Origin of the sequence: Cellulomonas sp. HD19AZ1 (assembly GCF_004535805.1) — a bacterium.
In the GTDB taxonomy this organism is placed as follows: Bacteria; Actinomycetota; Actinomycetes; order Actinomycetales; family Cellulomonadaceae; genus Cellulomonas; species Cellulomonas iranensis.
The window spans coordinates 34,199-49,972 of record NZ_SPHX01000008.1 but is presented as its reverse complement, the minus strand read 5'-3'; the positions used below and the strand labels follow the sequence as shown (position 1 = coordinate 49,972).

The following is a 15,774-nucleotide window of genomic DNA, read 5'->3' as shown; positions in this document are numbered from 1 at the left end:
CGGGCACGTGACGTCCGTCGCACCGCCGCGCTCCGGGTGCGACGCGTGCACGGCGGGTTCACAGTGAGAACGACCGGGACGGCCCCGGACGGAACGGAGCGTGCTGGCCATGACGGACTCGTCGGCGGCGCAGGGGCCGGGCGGCACGCCCGGGGCGTCGAGGCACAAGGGCAAGGCGGTCGCGCTCGCGGTCGCCGCCGCGGTGGGCGGCTTCCTGTTCGGCTTCGACAGCTCGGTCATCAACGGTGCGGTCGAGGCGGTGCAGGGGCAGTTCGAGCTGTCGGGCGTCGTCACGGGCCTGGTGGTCGCGGTGGCGCTGCTCGGGTCGGCGGCGGGCGCGTGGCTGGGCGGGCGGCTCTCGGACCGGTGGGGCCGCACGCGCGTCATGGTGCTGGGCGCCGTGCTGTTCTTCGTGTCGTCGGTGCTCTCGGCGTTCGCGTTCGCGGCGTGGGACCTGGCGATCTGGCGCGTCATGGCGGGTGTCGGCATCGGCATCGCGTCGGTGATCGCGCCCGCGTACATCGCGGAGATCGCGCCGGCGTCGATGCGCGGGCGGCTCGGGTCGCTGCAGCAGCTCGCGATCACGCTCGGCATCTTCGCGGCGCTGCTGTCGGACCAGCTGCTCGCGACGTCGGCGGGCGGCGCGGCGAACGAGCTGTGGCTGGGTCTCGAGGCCTGGCGCTGGATGTTCCTGGTGTGCGTCGTGCCCGCGGTGGTCTACGGCGTGCTCGCGCTGCGCATCCCCGAGTCGCCGCGGTACCTCGTGGCGCAGGGCCGCCGCGACGAGGCGCGCGCGGTGCTGGCGGACGTGCTGGGCGCCGAGGAGGACCCGGAGCAGCGCGTCGAGCAGATCGAGCAGACGATCCGCAAGGACGAGGCGCTCGCGCAGCAGGCGAGCCTGCGCGGCCCGGCGCTGGGGCTGCTGCCGGTCGTGTGGGTCGGCATCCTGCTGTCGGTGTTCCAGCAGTTCGTCGGGATCAACGTGATCTTCTACTACTCGACGACGCTGTGGCAGGCGGTCGGGTTCGCCGAGAGCCAGTCGTTCCTCATCTCGACGATCACGGCCGTGACGAACGTCGTGGTGACGTTCATCGCGATCGCGCTCATCGACAAGGTGGGGCGGCGCCCGCTGCTGCTGATCGGCTCGGCGGGCATGACGCTCGCGCTCGGCACCATGGCGGTCGCGTTCACGCAGGCGACGGGCACGGGCGAGAACGTCAGCCTGGACGGCTCGTGGGGCGTGATCGCGCTGGTCGCGGCGAACGCGTTCGTGGTGTTCTTCGGTGCGACGTGGGGCCCGCTGGTGTGGGTGCTGCTGGGCGAGATGTTCCCGAACCGGATCCGCGCGGCGGCCCTGGGCGTCGCGGCGTCCGCGCAGTGGATCGCGAACTTCGTCATCACGCTGTCGTTCCCCGAGCTGCTGGACCGGTTCGGCGCGTCGGTGCCGTACGCGATGTACGCGGCGTTCGCGCTGCTGTCGTTCGTCTTCGTGCTCACCAAGGTCCCGGAGACCAAGGGGGTCGAGCTCGAGGACATGGAGGGCCTGCAGGTCGAGCGGCGGTCGCGCCGCGCGTCGGCCTGACGACGGCACGTCCGGCCCCGCTCTCTCCGCCCCGGGTGCGACGTATGTCGCACCCGGGGCGGAACACGTCACCCCCCTGAACTGTTGCCCGAGGTAACGACCCGTCGTAGAGTTGCCCCGAGCAACCGTCGCGCCCGGCTCCAGCACCGCCCGCGACGGCTCCCGACCGCCGACGACGCCCGGTCACCCCCGTCCCCGCGCCCGGAAGCGAGCACCCCCACGTGAGCAGCACCAGCAGCACCGTCGACGGCACCGCCGCCGACTCCCCCAGCGGGGCCATGACGCACCGCGAGGTCCTCGAGGCCCTGTCCGGGATCCTCCTGGGCATGTTCGTCTCGATCCTCGCGACGAGCGTCGTGTCCACGTCCCTGCCCCGCATCATCACCGACCTCGGCGGCAGCCAGTCCGCCTTCACCTGGGTCGTCACCGCGACCCTCCTCACCACGACCGTCTCGACGCCCATCTGGGGCAAGCTCGCCGACCTCGTCGACCGCAAGCTGCTCGTGCAGATCGCGCTCGTCGTGTCCGTCGTGTCCTCGGCGCTCGCCGGGTTCTCGCACACCACCGAGATGCTCATCGGCATGCGCGCCCTGCAGGGCATCGGCGCCGGCGGCCTCACCGCGCTCGGCACCGTCCTCATCGCCGACATCATCAGCCCGCGCGAGCGTGGCCGGTACATGGGCCTCATGGGCGCCGTCATGGCCGTCGGCATGGTCGGCGGCCCGCTGCTCGGCGGCGTCATCACCGACGCGGCCGGGTGGCGCTGGAACTTCTTCGTCGGCCTGCCGTTCGCGATCGCCGCGATCGTCGTGCTGCAGCGCACGCTGCACCTGCCCGCCACCGCCCGGCGCCGCGTGCGCATCGACTGGGCCGGCGCCGTCCTGCTGTCCGCGTCCGTCGCGACGCTCCTGCTGTGGGTCACGTTCGCCGGGCAGTCGTTCGACTGGCTGTCCTGGCAGACGGCCGTCATGGTCGGCGGGGCCCTGCTGGGCGTCGTCGGCGTGATCCTGGTCGAGCAGCGCGCCGCCGAGCCGATCATCCCGCTGCACCTGTTCCGCAACCGCACGGTCGTGCTCACGGTCCTCGCGTCCGTCGCCGTCGGCATCGCGCTCTTCGGCACGCAGGTCTTCCTGTCGCAGTACATGCAGCTCGCGCGCGGCAAGACCCCCACGCAGTCCGGCCTGCTGACCATCCCCATGGTCCTCGGCGTGTTCCTGTCCTCGACGCTGTCCGGCCGCCGCATCACGCGCACCGGCCGCTACAAGGCGATCATGGTGGCCGGCGCCGTGCTCCTCACGGGCGGCCTGGGCCTCATGGGCACCATCGACGAGACCACGAGCTTCGTGCTCGTCGGCGGCTACATGCTCGTCGTCGGCGTGGGCGTCGGCATGCTCATGCAGAACCTCGTCCTCGCGACGCAGAACACGCTGCCCATCACCGAGATGGGCGCCGGCACCGCGACCGTCGCGTTCTTCCGGACGCTCGGCGGCGCGATCGGCGTCTCGGCGCTCGGGGCGCTGCTGTCCAACCGCGTGCAGCACCTCATGGTCGACGGCCTCACGGGCATCGGCATCGACCCCGCCGCGATGGGGTCGAGCGGCACCAGCACGCTGCCCGACCTCGCGACGCTCCCCGGCCCGGTGCGCCAGGTCGTCGAGCACGCGTTCGGCATCGGCGTGTCCGAGCTGTTCCTCGTCGGCGCGCCGATCGCGCTGCTCGCGCTCGTCGCCGTGCTCGCGCTGCGCGAGGTGCCGCTCGGCCACGCGTCGGGCGTCGAGCAGCGGCTCGCGGCCCAGGCCGCGCAGCAGGAGCCTGCCGCGGCGTCCTGAGCCCACGGGCCGCGGCACCACCGCGCGCGACGCCCGTCCCGACGACCCCTCAGGGACCGTCCGGGGCGGGCGTCTGCCGTTCGCCGTGCCGCACGAGGTCGTCGTTGAGCCGCGCCATGAGGTCCGCGAGCTGCGCGAGCTCGTCCGCCCGCCAGGCGTCGAGCGAGCGACGCATGTACTCCTGCCGTCCCGCGCGCGCGTGCTCCAGCCGGCGCTCACCCTCGTCGGTCAGCACGAGCGGGTGGCTCCGCGAGTCGTGCGGGTCCGCCGCGCGCGTGACGAGCCCGAGCCGCTCGAGCCGCGCGACCTGCCGCGACATGGTGCCGCGCCCCACGCCCAGCAGGTCCGCGAGGTCGCTCGCGCGCGTGCCCGGCGTGCGGGCGACCGTCGCGAGCAGCTGGTACGCCGACGGGTCGAGGTCGGGGTGCACGCTGCGCGCGACGCCCGCCGACGCGGCCCGCGCCCGCCGCATGAACAGGCCGAGCTCACGCTCGACGCGCAGCACCGGGTCGTCGCTCATCGCCCCATCCTCGCGCAGCACGGCACGCCCACGGACCAGCGGTCAGCGGGCCCACGTCGTGCGCCGCCGCGCGAGCCCGGCGATGGCCTTCACGCGCGCGGCGTCGACGTGCGGGTGCATGCGCCGGAACACGTTCGGCACCTCGTGCCGCGCGACCACGAGCGCGTCCTGCGGCGGGTGGTGCGCGTCGCGCTCGAGGTCACCCGTGACGACGAGCGCGGCCCGCACGTGCACCCCGGCGCACCCCACCGACTGCAGCAGGCCCTGCACGCGCGCCGCCTCGAGCCGTGCGTCCCGCAGGTAGGTCACCGCCCGCCCGTCGACGTGCATCGTGCGCGCCGCGACCCGCACCCGGCTCCCCGGGTGCCGCCGCTCCGAGACCGTCCAGATGCCGCCCGGGCCCACCAGCAGGTGCTCGATCACCGAGCCCTGCCGGCCCAGCGGCACGTCGTGCACGGTCTCCCAGCCGTCGTCGGCCAGGCGCTCGAGCCGCACCCCCAGCGGGCTGCCGCGCAGGCCGTGGTCGGAGCGCGCGCCGTCGCGCACGTCGCCCAGCCACGCCTCGAGGCCCGTGCCGAGCCCCTCGAGCGCGTCGAGCGACGCGAGCTCGGAGGTCACCGGCAGCACGAGCTCGGGGACGTCGGACCGCAGGTAGGCCTGCGCGGCGCGGCGCACGCGGGCCTCGAGCACGGGGTCGTCGGCGACCACCTCGCCCGACTGCAGGTCGACGGAGCCCACCCGCGCACCGGTCTCGTGCGTGACGTAGAGACGGTCGGCACCGTACCTCCGCCACCGTCGAACGGTCAGGACCTCGTCCACGTCCGCATTATCGGCACTGCGGCTCGTGGACTTCAGTCCCGCCTCCGGGGGACTTCACCCCGGACCGGCGTGTCGGGCGTGTGTCGTCACCCGACCGGTCCCTTCACGGACGGGCGTCCGTCGTGCTCTCGGCCGCGGGCTCGAACGTCAGGCTCACCGAGTTCATGCAGAACCGGTCGCCCGTGGGCGTCTGCGGCGCGTCGTCGAAGACGTGCCCCAGGTGCGAGCCGCAGCGCGCGCACCGCACCTCGGTGCGGACCATGCCGTGCGACGTGTCGGTCAGCAGCTCGACGCGGTCGCCCGCGAGCGGCGAGAAGAAGCTCGGCCAGCCGCAGTGCGAGTCGAACTTGGTGTCGGAGCGGAACAGCTCGTTGCCGCACGCGCGGCAGCGGTAGACGCCCTCGCGGTGCTCGTCGAGCAGCGCGCCGGTCCACGCGCGCTCGGTGCCCGCGCGCCGCAGGACCGCGAACTCCTGCGGCTCGAGCTCGAGACGCCACTGGTCGTCGGACTTGGTCACGGGGTACCGGTCGGTCACCACAGCTCCCTGGGGTCGTGGGGCGCGTCCCGCGGGTGCGGTCGCACCACGCACAACACCCGAGCGCGCCCGCGCGTTCCCGGGCCGCCGCGACACGACACGCGGACGCCGCGCGGCGGGTCGGACCGAATCAGGTCGGACGTCCTACTCTGTCCGGGACGTCCCCGGCCGGGGGCGTCGCGCCGACGCGCCGGGGAGGGGCCGTGTCGCAACGCTCACGGCGCCGTGGCAGCCTCACGCGCTCGTTCGCGCTGGTCAGCCTCGTCGGCATGGTCGCGCTCGGCGTCGCCCTCGTGACCCTCACGGCGCAGCAGATGCGCGCGCAGGCCGTCGGCGACGGCACCTCGATGGCCGCCGTGGTGGCGCGCTACGCGGCCGGCGGCGTCGCGGCCGGCTCGTTCGTCACGGGCGTCGCGTCGCCCGACGAGACCGCGGCCATCGCGGCGCGCACGAGCGCGTTCGACGAGCGCCTGATCGAGCTGCGGCTGTGGGGCCTCGACGGCCGTCTCATGTACTCGTCCGACCCGGGGACCACGAGCGGCCTGCCGCACTCCGAGCGCTTCGCGGCCGCGATGTCGACCGGCGCGCCGGACCCCGTCGTCCAGGAGGACGTGCGCCGCGGCACGGGCACCGAGCCCCAGCGGCTCACGGTCCTCGACGTGTACGTGCCCGTGCTGCCCGACGACACCGCGGACGACGCGGTGCCCACGGGCGGCTCGGCGGGGCAGCCCGTCGGGGTCGCCGAGGTCGTGCTGGACCACACCGAGACGCAGGCGACGCTCGCGCGCACGTCGCGCACCGTGACGCTCGCGGTGGCGGGCGGTCTCGTGGTGCTGTGGCTCCTGCTGTTCCGGATCGTGGGGACCACGTCGCGGCGGCTGCGCAGCACGGCGCTGGAGAACGCGCGGCTCGCGATGCTCGACTCGCTCACGGGGCTGCCGAACCGCCGCCTGCTGGGCGACCAGATGCGCCGCGCGATCCTGCGCGCGGAGGAGGACGGCGGGCGCGTCGGGCTGATCCTGCTCGACATCGACCGGTTCAAGGACATCAACGACACGCTGGGCCACGACCACGGCGACACGCTGCTCGAGCAGGTCGCGCAGCGGCTGCGGGAGTCGCTGCGCGAGGAGGACGTGGTCGCGCGCCTCGGCGGCGACGAGTTCGCCGTCCTGCTGCCGGACGTGCGGTCCGTGGCGAACGCCGAGCGCCTCGCGGGCCGCGTGCGGCAGCTGTTCGCGCGGCCGTTCGAGATCGGCGACATGACGCTGCACATCGACACCTCGATCGGCGTCGCGTGCCTGCCGGACCACGCCGACGACGCGTCGTCGCTCATGCGGACGGCCGACGTCGCGATGTACGCCGCGAAGCACCACCGCACGGGTGTCGCCGTGTACTCCCCGGACACCGACGACTCGTCGCCGACGCGCCTGGTGCTGCTGGGCGAGCTGCACCAGGCCCTCGCGGCGTCGCGCGCGGCGCGGCGCACCGAGCAGCAGCTGCTCGCGGCGGGCCGCGCCTCGGGCCCGGACGGCCGCGGCGACGCACCCGCCGGGCGCCCCGCCGCGGCCCAGCTCGTCATGCACTACCAGCCGAAGCTCGACCTCGGCACCGACCGCGTCGTCGGGTACGAGGCGCTGATCCGCTGGTCGCACCCGACGCGCGGCGTGCTCGCGCCGTCGGCGTTCGTGCCGATCGCCGAGCAGTCCGGCCTGATCCACGACGTGACGCGGTTCGCGCTCGAGGCGACGGTCGTGCAGCTCGCGCGGTGGGAGGCCGAGGGGCGTGACCTGCCGGTGGCGGTCAACCTGTCGGCGCACGACGTCACGACGCCCGACGTGGTCGCCACCATCGAGCACCTGCTGGCCGAGCACGCCGTCCCCGCGCGGCTGCTCGAGGTCGAGATCACCGAGACCGCGCTGGTGGCGGACACCTCACGCGTCGTGCCGGTGCTGCAGCGGCTGCACGCGCTGGGCGTGCGGGTCGCGATCGACGACTTCGGCACCGGCACCACGTCGATCTCGCAGCTGCGCGACCTGCCCGTGGACACGCTGAAGATCGACCGCGTGTTCATCTCCGACCTCGGAGAGCAGGGTCGCGACGGGTCCGAGGTGGTCGTGCAGGCGATGGTCGACCTCGCGCACTCCTTCGGGCTCGACGTGGTGGCCGAGGGCGTCGAGGACGCGGGCACGGCGCGCGTGCTGACGCGGCTCGGCGTGGACCAGGCGCAGGGGTTCCTGTGGGCGCGCCCCGCGCCGGCCGAGGCCATCGCGCAGGTCGGTGTGGCCGACACGCACGGCCCGCACCCGGACGGAGTCACCCGACCGGGTGAACTCACGGCATGATGCCTCAGGTCGGCCGCGCCGCTGCCGATGACTGCCGAGGAGCACGCGTGCTCCCTCACGCACCCGACGCCGGATTCGCCCCCGCTCGACCGGAAGGCCCGCTCATGATGGACGAGATCCTCGAGGAGATGATCGACCCCGCTCCCGCGCGCGAGGACGTCCTGCGGCGTCGTCGGCTGTGGGCGACGGGCGCGATCCTCGTGCTCGCCGGGGTCGGCGTCACGTCCCTCACGACCGCCGCGGTCTTCACCGACCAGGACACCGTGAGCAGCGGCATCACGACCGGCTCGGTCGTGCTGACGGCCCCGGGCGAGCCGGTGGAGTTCACGGTGCCCGACGAGCTGCTCGCGCCCGGCGGGTGGGCCGTGGCGCCCGTGACGGTCCGCAACGACGGGTCCCTCAACCTGCGCTACGCGGTCTCGCTCGCGGCGGAGGTCGCGACGCCGTCCGGCGGCGCGCTGGGCGACGGCGACCTGCGCGAGGCGCTGCGGCTGCGCGTGTACGAGGCGCCCGCGGCGGGCTGCTCGGCGCTGAGCGTGCCGACCGCGCCCGAGGGTGCGCTGGGCGACACGGGCCAGGGTCTGCCCGCGACGACGACGCCGATCGTGGGCAGCCCCGAGCGCGGCGCGCAGCCGGGCGACCGGCAGGTCGGCCCGGGCGCGACCGGCGTCGACGCGCTGTGCGTGCGGCTCGACATGGCCGACGGCGACCCCGCGAGCGGCGTGCCGTCGGGCACCGACGACCGGTACCAGCAGACGGCCGTCGCGATCTCGCTGCAGTTCGACTCCGAGCAGACGGTGAACAACTCCTGACCTCGCCCACCATGACGCCGCGCACACGGCCGCAGCCGTTCGTCGAGCGCCGGGCGCCGCGCGTGGCGGCGCCCGCGCACCGGCGTCCGCGGGCGCCGTGGGCGCGGCGCGCGGTCACGGCGCTGCTGTGGACGGTCGTCGTGCTGGGCGTGACGGGGTTCGTCGCGGCGACGGTCGTGCCGCTGTGGTTCCAGGCGCGCGACCAGCGCCTGCTGATCGTGACGTCGGGCTCGATGGAGCCGCGGTTCTCGGCGGGTGACGTCGTGGTGCTGCGCGCGGTCGGCGACGCCTCGGAGCTGCGGCCCGGGCTCGTCGTGACGTTCCAGCCGATCGGCTCGTCGGAGCTGGTGACGCACCGGATCGTCGAGGTCGTGCGCCTGCCCGTGATGCGCGAGGTGCCCGGGACGGACGGTCGGCAGGCGCCGGTGCTGGACGCCGCGGGCGAGCCGGAGACGCGCGCGTACATCCGGACGCAGGGCGACGCGAACAGCGCCCCCGACCCGGACGCGACGCCGGTCGAGCGCGTGCGCGGCGTGCTGCTGTCGGTGCACGAGGGCTGGGGGCGCGCGCTCGCCTGGGCCACGTCGGCGGCCGGACGTGCGATGCTGCTCGGACCCCCGCTGCTCGCGCTCGCGACGCTCGAGGTCCTGTCGGTGCTGGACGACCGCCGGCGGCGGGAGGACCGACGACGACGGCAGGCGCCGCAGGACGGGAAGCTCGATGCGCTCCTCCTCGAGTGAGGACCACCGCGACCGCGGTGCCCGCGTGCGACTCGTGCTGGTCGTGGCGCTGCTGGTCGCCGCGGCCGCGGCGCCGGTGGTCGGGCGGACGTCGGCGGTGCTGACGGACCACGACGCGGTCGAGCTGCGCGTGACGGTCGTGACGGCCACGCCGTCGGCGGCGCCCGACGGCCCGTCGGAGCCCGCGCCCGACCCGTCGCCGACGGTGCCGGGCACCGCGGACCCGGCGTCCGCGACGGACGGCTGAGGGCCGCGGAATACGTGCGGGGGGGGGCCGTGTTGTGGCGAGCGGTCGATGCAAATGCATAGAACTCCCGGGTGGCAGGGCCGCCCGGCGGACAGCGAGGTGGACCATGCAGTTCGGGATCTTCTCCGTCGGTGACGTCACGACCGACCCGACCACGGGCCGGACGCCCGACGACACCGAGCGCGTGCGCGCGATGCTCACGATCGCCGAGCACGCCGACGCCGCGGGCCTCGACGTGTTCGCGACGGGTGAGCACCACAACCCGCCGTTCGTGCCGTCGTCGCCGACGACCATGCTGGGCTACCTCGCGGGCCGCACGAAGAACATCGTGCTCTCGACCGCGACCACGCTCATCACCACCAACGACCCCGTACGGCTGGCCGAGGAGTACGCGATGCTCCAGGTCATCTCCGACGGCCGCATGGACCTCATGATGGGCCGCGGCAACACCGGCCCCGTCTACCCGTGGTTCGGCAAGGACATCCGCCAGGGCCTGCCGCTAGCGATCGAGAACTACGCGCTGCTGCGCCGCCTGTGGGAGGAGGACGTCGTCGACTGGAGCGGCAAGTTCCGCACGCCGCTGCAGGGCTTCACGTCCACCCCGCGCCCGCTCGACGGCGTCGCGCCGTTCGTGTGGCACGGCTCGATCCGCTCCCCCGAGATCGCCGAGCAGGCCGCGTACTACGGCGACGGGTTCCTGCACAACGCGATCTTCTGGCCCATGGAGCACACCGCGCAGATGGTGAACTTCTACCGCCAGCGGTTCGAGCACTACGGCCACGGCCGTGCCGACCAGGCGATCGTCGGCCTCGGCGGCCAGGTGTTCATGCGCAAGAACAGCCAGGACGCGTGGAACGAGTTCAAGCCCTACTTCGACGTCGCGCCCGTGTACGGGCACGGGCCGTCGATGGAGGACTTCACGCGCGAGACGCCGCTCACGGTCGGCAGCCCGCAGCAGGTCATCGACCGCTACGGCGCCTTCTGGGAGCAGGTCGGCCACTACCAGCGCCAGCTGTTCCTCATCGACCACGCGGGCCTGCCGCTCAAGACCGTCCTCGAGCAGATCGACATGCTCGCCGAGGACGTCGTGCCGGTGCTGCGCGCCGAGGCCGAGTCCCGCCGCCCGGCCGACGTGCCGTCGGACCCGCCGTCGCACGCCGAGCGCGTCGCCGCCGCGCGCGCCGCGGGCAAGGTGCACCAGCAGCAGGCCGCGGCCGCCGACCACTGGACCGGCCGCACGGCCGAGGACGACACCGACGCCGCCGACGCGGTCACGGTCTCCTGACGGCACCGGATCGCCCTCCCGCGCGTCACCGGACGAGCCCCGCTCGCCCACCGGCGCGCGAGAGGGCGATCCAGCCCCACCCCCACCACCCCCGCGAGAGGGCGATCCAGCCCGCCGCGCGCACCGGCACCCCCGGTGGCAGCGTGGACGTACCCCGTCCCAGGAGGACCCCCATGACGTCCCGTTCGATCGTCGTCGTCTCGGGTGGCGTGTCCCAGCCGTCGTCGACACGGCTGCTGGCCGACCGCCTCGCCGAGGCGACCGTCGCCGACCTCACGGCGCGCGGCATCGACACGACCCTCGAGGTCGTCGAGCTGCGCGGCCTCGCGCACGACGTCGTCGACATGACGCTCACCGGCTACGCGCGCCCCGACCTCGCGGCCGCGCAGGCCGCCGTCGCGGGCGCCGACGGCGTCATCGCGGTCTCGCCCGTGTTCACCGCGTCCTACGCGGGCCTGTTCAAGTCGTTCCTCGACGTGCTGGACACCGACGCGCTGCAGGGCACGCCCGTGCTGCTCGGCGCGACGGGCGGCACGTCGCGGCACTCGCTCGTGCTCGAGCACGCGATGCGCCCGGTGTTCGCGTACCTGCGCGCCGACGTCGTGCCGACCACGGTGTTCGCGGCGACGGACGACTGGGCCGAGGCCGGCGACGACGACGTCAAGCCGCTGCCCGAGCGCGTGCGCCGCGCGGCCGCCGAGCTCGCCGAGCGCGTCGCGGGCCGGCAGCGCGCCGCACGCGGCGGGCTGTACGACGCCGTGCCGTCGTTCGAGGACCTGCTCGGCGGGGCCTGAGGCGGGCCCACCCGCCACGACGACGAGGGGCGGACCACCCGCGGGTGGTCCGCCCCTCGTGCGTGCGGGACCCGGCGCGCGGGGCGCCGGCGCGACGCCTACTGTCGCGTGAGCGTGAACGCGGTGCCGGTGCCCGAGGGCTCGACGTCCAGCTGCTGGTCGGTGAGCGACTGCGACGTGCGCTGGTCGACGTAGACGCGCGCGGCGCCCTGCGCCACCACGTCGTCGCCCGGTGCGGGCTCGGCGACGAGCGCGAGCTCGAAGCCGCCCGAGTCCTGCTCGGCGATGCGCAGTCCGCCCTCCTCGGGCAGTCCGGCGCGGGTCGTGAGGGTCTCGACGGCGGTCTGGGCGTTCTCGGTCAGGGTGAGCACGTGGCGCTCCTCTCCGGTGGCCTGGGTGACGTCGGCCGGGCCACCACGCCCCGCCCGCCACGGCACGGGGGGAGGTGCCGGGGGCGGGACGACGAGCCCCGGTCCGACGCCGTCGGACGTCCTCCACCGTGACCCGACGCGGTGCGGGGACGCAAACGCTGGTCCGCGTCGCGAGACCGGACCGGACACACCGGGCACGCGTGCTGCGGCGCCGCGGCGGACCCCCTACGCTGCGCGGTCACGGCCCCGACGCGCGCCCGTGCGCGACGGCCGTCAGCGCACGACGTCGACGACCAGCGCGCGGTGGTCCGACAGGCCCGTGTCGACCGACTCCCCTGCCGCGGCGGCACGCACGCCGGGTCCGCCGAGCACGTGGTCGAGCTGCCGCACGGGCACGTCGACCGGGAACGTCGCGGCCCGCACGAGCGGGCGCAGGCCCGTGAGCCGCGCGGGCTGCTCGCCCGCGAGGTTGAGGTCGCCCATCACCACGTGCGACCCGGGCAGGGCGCGCACCGTGCGCACGAGGTGCCGCAGCTGGCGCACGTTCCAGCCCGGGATGAACGTGAGGTGCGTGCCGACGACGGTGAGCGGCCGGCCGTCGTCGTCGAGCACGGCCGCGAGCGCGGTCCGCGGCTCGTCGCGCACGAGCGCGGGCCACCGCGCGCCCGGGAACCGCACGGGCGCGCGCCGGCGCAGCGTGGGCAGCGTGAGGACGTGCCACTCGAGCACGGGCACGCGCGAGAGCAGCGCGACGCCGTACGCGGCCGACGCGGGCTGCTCCTCGCCCGTGCCCGCGACCCACAGCCCGGGCTCGCCGTGCAGCGTCGCGGCGAACCGGTGGTGCGCCGCGCCCATCGCCTCGGCCGCGACGGCCGTGAGGTCGGCGCCGTGCGAGCGCGGCTGCGCGCGGTCGACCTCCTGCAGCGCGAGCACGTCGGCGTCGAGGTGCCGGACCGCCGCCGCGAACCGGTCGAGGTCCACACGGCCGTCGACGGGCGAGCGCCCGTGCAGGATGTTGAACGTCGCGAGCCGCACGCCGCGATTGTGGCCCGGGGCGTCGGCGCCCGCACGGCGGCCCCGGGGTCCGGCGGCGCGCCGGTCCGGCCGGCACGGTGCGGGTCCGGCCCGGGTCCGGTCGGCGCGGTGCGGTGCGCCCGCGCCTCGGCGCGCGCGCCGCACGGGCCCGGTGTAGACACCGTGCATGCCCTCCACCCCGACGCCCCTGCCCCTGACGGGCGCGGCCCCGCCGCCGCTGCCGGTGCCGACCGGCGCCGCCACGCCCGACGACCGCGCGGCCCTGCAGGACGGGCTGCGCCGCACGGCCGTCGCGCTGCTCGAGGCGCAGGTCCCGTTCGCGCTGGTCGGCGGGTACGCCGCGTGGGCGCGCGGCGCGCCCGAGCCGAGCCACGACGCGGACTTCGCGGTCGCCGAGCAGGACGTGGACGCCGCGCGCGCGGCGCTGACGGCCGCGGGCCTGGACGTGCAGGATCCGGCCGAGAACTGGCTGTTCAAGGCGTACCACCACGGGCAGCTCGTCGACGTGATCTTCCGCATGGTCGGCGAACCCGTGACGCACGAGGACCTCGCGCGGGCCGACGAGCTCGAGGTGCTCGCGGTGCGCATGCCGGTGCTGCCGGCGACGGACATCATCTCGGCGAAGATGCGCGTGCTCGGCGAGCACTACTGCGACTTCACGTGGCTGCTGCCGATGGCGCGTGCGCTGCGCGAGCAGATCGATTGGGAGCGGGTGCGCACCGAGGTCGAGGGCCAGCCGTACGCGCGGGCGTTCCTGTTCCTCGCCGACGAGCTCGGGCTGACCGGCCGCACCGGCGAGCGCCTCGCGGCGGGCCCCGGGCGGACGGACCCCGGCTCGGAGGTCTGAGCCCGGACGCCTGAGCTCGGACGCCTGAGCTCGGAGGTCTGAGTTCGGAGGTCTGAGTTCGGAGGTCTGAGCGCGGACGCCTGCGCGCGCGTCAGGCGGGGCCGGCGGCGGTCTCGACCGTCGCGTCGACCGGCGTGCCGCCCGCGGCGCCGTCCGGCGCGTCGACGGCGCCCTCGGGCGCGTCCGCCGGCGCGTCCGCGATCCGCAGCGCCTCGACGAGCTCGCGGTAGAGCGCGTCGGACGCGAGCAGCTGCGCGTGCGTGCCGCTCGCGCGGACGCGGCCGTGCTCGAGCACGACGATCGTGTCGGCGTCGACGACCGTCGACAGCCGGTGCGCGACGGTGACGACCGCGCCCGTGGTCGCGAGCGCGCGGATCGCGTCGTGCACGGCCGCCTCGGTGAGGCCGTCGACCTGCGCGGTGGCCTCGTCGAGCAGCATGACCTGCGGGCGGCACAGCAGCGCGCGGGCCAGCGCGATGCGCTGCCGCTGCCCGCCCGAGACCGACGTCTCCGACAGCCGCGTGTCGAGGCCGTCGGGCAGCGCGTCGAACGCGCCGTCGAGCCGCACGGCCGCGAGCGCGCGCGCCAGCTCGGCGTCGGTCGCGTCGGGGTTGCTGAACAGCAGGTTGTCGCGGATGGTGCCGGGCACGACCGGGGTCTCCTGCTCGACGTACGCGAACCGCGCGCGCACGTCGGCGTGGCTCCACGCCGCGTACGGGCGGCCGTCGAGCAGGAGCTGCCCGGCGGTGGGCTCGAGGAACCGCAGGAGCAGCGAGAACACGGTGGTCTTGCCCGCGCCGGACGGCCCGACCAGGGCCGTGTGCCCGCGGCGCGGCACGCGCAGCGAGAGCCCGTCCACGGCCGGCGGCAGGCCCGGGCCGTAGCGCGCGGTGACGTCGCGCAGCTCGACGACGGGCGTCGCGTCGTCGGCGGCGTCGCCCGACCCCTCGCCCGACCGCGCGGGGTCGTCGACCCGGGCGGCCGCGCGCGTCGGCACGTCGGACGCGTCGGGCTCGACCTCCATGGTCGCGACCTCGTTGATGCGGGCCGCCGCGGCGACGCCCGACTGCAGCTGCGTCAGCGACTGCGTGAGCTCGCTGATGGGGCCGACGATGTTGAACGCGTACAGCAGGAACGCGACGAGGCTCGACACCGCGAGGTCGCCCTGCCCGACGCGCCACGCGCCGAACCCGAGCACCACGATGATGGCGAGCTGGATGCCGCCGCCCGAGACGGTCCACGCGAGCGCGGACGTCCGCACGGCGCGCACGGCGTGGTCGCGCGCGTCCCGCGCGGCCGCGAGCACCGCTGCGCCCTGGCGGGCCTCGGCCCGGCTGGACTTGACCGTGCGGACCGCGCGCAACGACCCCTCGAGCGTGCCGCCGAGGCGCCCGAGCGCCTCCTGGGACGCCTTCTCGGCCGCGCCGATCCCGGGCAGCAGCAGCGCCATGCACACGCCCACGACGACGATCGCGGCGACCGTGGTGCCGAGCAGCACGCGGTCGAGCACGCCCATGAGGACGAGCGTGCCGACGAGCGCGACCACGCCGTTGACGAGCCCGACGAGGCTCGACGACGTCGCCTCGCGCAGCAGCACCGTGTCGGACGTGACGCGCGTGACGAGCTCGCCGGCAGGGCGGCCGGTGATCGCCTGCACCGTCGCGCGCAGGTACCGGCGCACGAGCGACTCGCGCGCGTCGAGCACGATGCGCTCGGCGAGCGCGCCCATGACGACGGCCTGCACGTACCCGATCGCGGCACCGACGACGCACAGCACGAGCAGCCACGCGACCGGCCGCGCGAGCGACTGCCCCGTGCCGAGGGTGTCGAGCACCCACTTGGTGACCATGGGCGTCGCGAGGCCCAGACCGGTGGCCGCCAGGCCCAGCAGCAGGCCGAGGCCGAGCGTCCCGCGGTGCGGGCGCACCAGCGCGAGCAGGACGCGGAACCGCTCGCGCGTGCCCCCGCCCGTGGGCGTCTGGACCGGAGGGGCGGGTGCGGCGGCCATGCGTCCAG

The 15,774-nt window shown here is 75.2% G+C and carries 15 protein-coding genes; 9 read left to right on the top strand and 6 right to left on the bottom strand.

The genetic code is table 11. The features are described from left to right. Window positions 1-109 precede the first annotated feature (109 nt). Together E4A51_RS17145 and E4A51_RS17140 are read left to right on the top strand one after the other, a co-directional pair. Window positions 110-1,582, top strand: a complete 1,473-nt coding sequence (locus tag E4A51_RS17145) for a sugar porter family MFS transporter (protein ID WP_046530755.1) — start codon at window positions 110-112, stop codon at window positions 1,580-1,582. Window positions 1,583-1,803: 221 nt separating this feature from the next. Next, complete coding sequence (locus E4A51_RS17140; protein WP_046529097.1) at window positions 1,804-3,411, top strand: MFS transporter; 1,608 nt, start codon at window positions 1,804-1,806, stop codon at window positions 3,409-3,411. Window positions 3,412-3,460: 49 nt separating this feature from the next. Here E4A51_RS17140 and E4A51_RS17135 read toward each other — a convergent pair whose 3' ends face one another. The 3 genes from E4A51_RS17135 to msrB form a co-directional block, all read right to left on the bottom strand. Next, window positions 3,461-3,931 carry a MarR family winged helix-turn-helix transcriptional regulator gene (locus tag E4A51_RS17135; RefSeq protein WP_046529098.1) on the bottom strand — a complete coding sequence of 157 codons (471 nt, stop codon included), beginning with the start codon at window positions 3,929-3,931 and terminating at the stop codon, window positions 3,461-3,463. A 42-nt stretch (window positions 3,932-3,973) separates the two neighbouring features. Beyond that, complete coding sequence (locus E4A51_RS17130; protein ID WP_046529099.1) at window positions 3,974-4,750, bottom strand: hypothetical protein; 777 nt, start codon at window positions 4,748-4,750, stop codon at window positions 3,974-3,976. A gap of 103 nt (window positions 4,751-4,853) precedes the next feature. Continuing rightward, the gene (msrB, locus tag E4A51_RS17125) at window positions 4,854-5,285 is read right to left on the bottom strand and encodes a peptide-methionine (R)-S-oxide reductase MsrB (protein ID WP_070320429.1); all 432 of its coding nucleotides are present in this window, start codon (window positions 5,283-5,285) and stop codon (window positions 4,854-4,856) included. 203 nt (window positions 5,286-5,488) lie between these two features. Here msrB and E4A51_RS17120 point away from each other — a divergent pair, with 203 nt between their 5' ends. The 6 genes from E4A51_RS17120 to E4A51_RS17095 all read left to right on the top strand — a co-directional run bounded on the left by E4A51_RS17120 (window position 5,489) and on the right by E4A51_RS17095 (window position 11,505). Next, window positions 5,489-7,627, top strand: coding sequence for a bifunctional diguanylate cyclase/phosphodiesterase (locus E4A51_RS17120; protein ID WP_240696535.1), 2,139 nt, complete (start codon window positions 5,489-5,491; stop codon window positions 7,625-7,627). A 104-nt stretch (window positions 7,628-7,731) separates the two neighbouring features. Then, on the top strand, window positions 7,732-8,439 hold the full coding sequence (locus tag E4A51_RS17115; protein ID WP_134852471.1) for a hypothetical protein: 708 nt from the start codon (window positions 7,732-7,734) through the stop codon (window positions 8,437-8,439). 11 nt (window positions 8,440-8,450) lie between these two features. Beyond that, entirely contained in the window at window positions 8,451-9,179 is a 729-nt protein-coding gene (locus E4A51_RS17110; RefSeq protein WP_226238913.1) for a signal peptidase I, read from the top strand. A 25-nt stretch (window positions 9,180-9,204) separates the two neighbouring features. Continuing rightward, a complete protein-coding gene (locus tag E4A51_RS17105) occupies window positions 9,205-9,426 on the top strand; it encodes a hypothetical protein (RefSeq protein ID WP_134852470.1) in 222 nt (73 codons plus the stop codon). Between the two features lie 106 nt (window positions 9,427-9,532). Continuing rightward, window positions 9,533-10,711, top strand: a complete 1,179-nt coding sequence (locus E4A51_RS17100) for an LLM class flavin-dependent oxidoreductase (protein ID WP_046529102.1) — start codon at window positions 9,533-9,535, stop codon at window positions 10,709-10,711. 173 nt (window positions 10,712-10,884) lie between these two features. After that, window positions 10,885-11,505 (top strand): FMN reductase, encoded by a 621-nt coding sequence (locus E4A51_RS17095; protein ID WP_046529103.1) that lies wholly within the window; start codon window positions 10,885-10,887, stop codon window positions 11,503-11,505. 98 nt (window positions 11,506-11,603) lie between these two features. On the opposite strand, the gene E4A51_RS17090 is transcribed toward E4A51_RS17095, so the two are convergent. Continuing rightward, window positions 11,604-11,876 (bottom strand): adhesin, encoded by a 273-nt coding sequence (locus E4A51_RS17090; protein ID WP_046529104.1) that lies wholly within the window; start codon window positions 11,874-11,876, stop codon window positions 11,604-11,606. Window positions 11,877-12,149: 273 nt separating this feature from the next. Continuing rightward, window positions 12,150-12,911, bottom strand: a complete 762-nt coding sequence (locus E4A51_RS17085) for an endonuclease/exonuclease/phosphatase family protein (RefSeq protein WP_134852469.1) — start codon at window positions 12,909-12,911, stop codon at window positions 12,150-12,152. Between the two features lie 166 nt (window positions 12,912-13,077). On the opposite strand from E4A51_RS17085, the gene E4A51_RS17080 reads away from it, so the two are divergent. After that, the gene (locus E4A51_RS17080; RefSeq protein ID WP_205601541.1) at window positions 13,078-13,758 is read left to right on the top strand and encodes a nucleotidyltransferase family protein; all 681 of its coding nucleotides are present in this window, start codon (window positions 13,078-13,080) and stop codon (window positions 13,756-13,758) included. Between the two features lie 91 nt (window positions 13,759-13,849). Here E4A51_RS17080 and E4A51_RS17075 read toward each other — a convergent pair whose 3' ends face one another. Next, complete coding sequence (locus E4A51_RS17075) at window positions 13,850-15,766, bottom strand: ABC transporter ATP-binding protein (RefSeq protein ID WP_134852468.1); 1,917 nt, start codon at window positions 15,764-15,766, stop codon at window positions 13,850-13,852. Window positions 15,767-15,774: the final 8 nt, after the last annotated feature.

Excerpts from the sequence above, each read along its gene's own strand:
- E4A51_RS17145 (WP_046530755.1), top strand. The coding sequence starts at position 110 with ATGACGGACTCGTCGGCGGCGCAGGGGCCGGGCGGCACGCCCGGGGCG.
- E4A51_RS17135 (WP_046529098.1), bottom strand. The coding sequence starts at position 3,931 with ATGAGCGACGACCCGGTGCTGCGCGTCGAGCGTGAGCTCGGCCTGTTC.
- E4A51_RS17095 (WP_046529103.1), top strand. The coding sequence starts at position 10,885 with ATGACGTCCCGTTCGATCGTCGTCGTCTCGGGTGGCGTGTCCCAGCCG.
- E4A51_RS17100 (WP_046529102.1), top strand. The coding sequence starts at position 9,533 with ATGCAGTTCGGGATCTTCTCCGTCGGTGACGTCACGACCGACCCGACC.
- E4A51_RS17115 (WP_134852471.1), top strand. The coding sequence starts at position 7,732 with ATGATGGACGAGATCCTCGAGGAGATGATCGACCCCGCTCCCGCGCGC.
- E4A51_RS17080 (WP_205601541.1), top strand. The coding sequence starts at position 13,078 with ATGCCCTCCACCCCGACGCCCCTGCCCCTGACGGGCGCGGCCCCGCCG.
- E4A51_RS17075 (WP_134852468.1), bottom strand. The coding sequence starts at position 15,766 with ATGGCCGCCGCACCCGCCCCTCCGGTCCAGACGCCCACGGGCGGGGGC.
- E4A51_RS17110 (WP_226238913.1), top strand. The coding sequence starts at position 8,451 with ATGACGCCGCGCACACGGCCGCAGCCGTTCGTCGAGCGCCGGGCGCCG.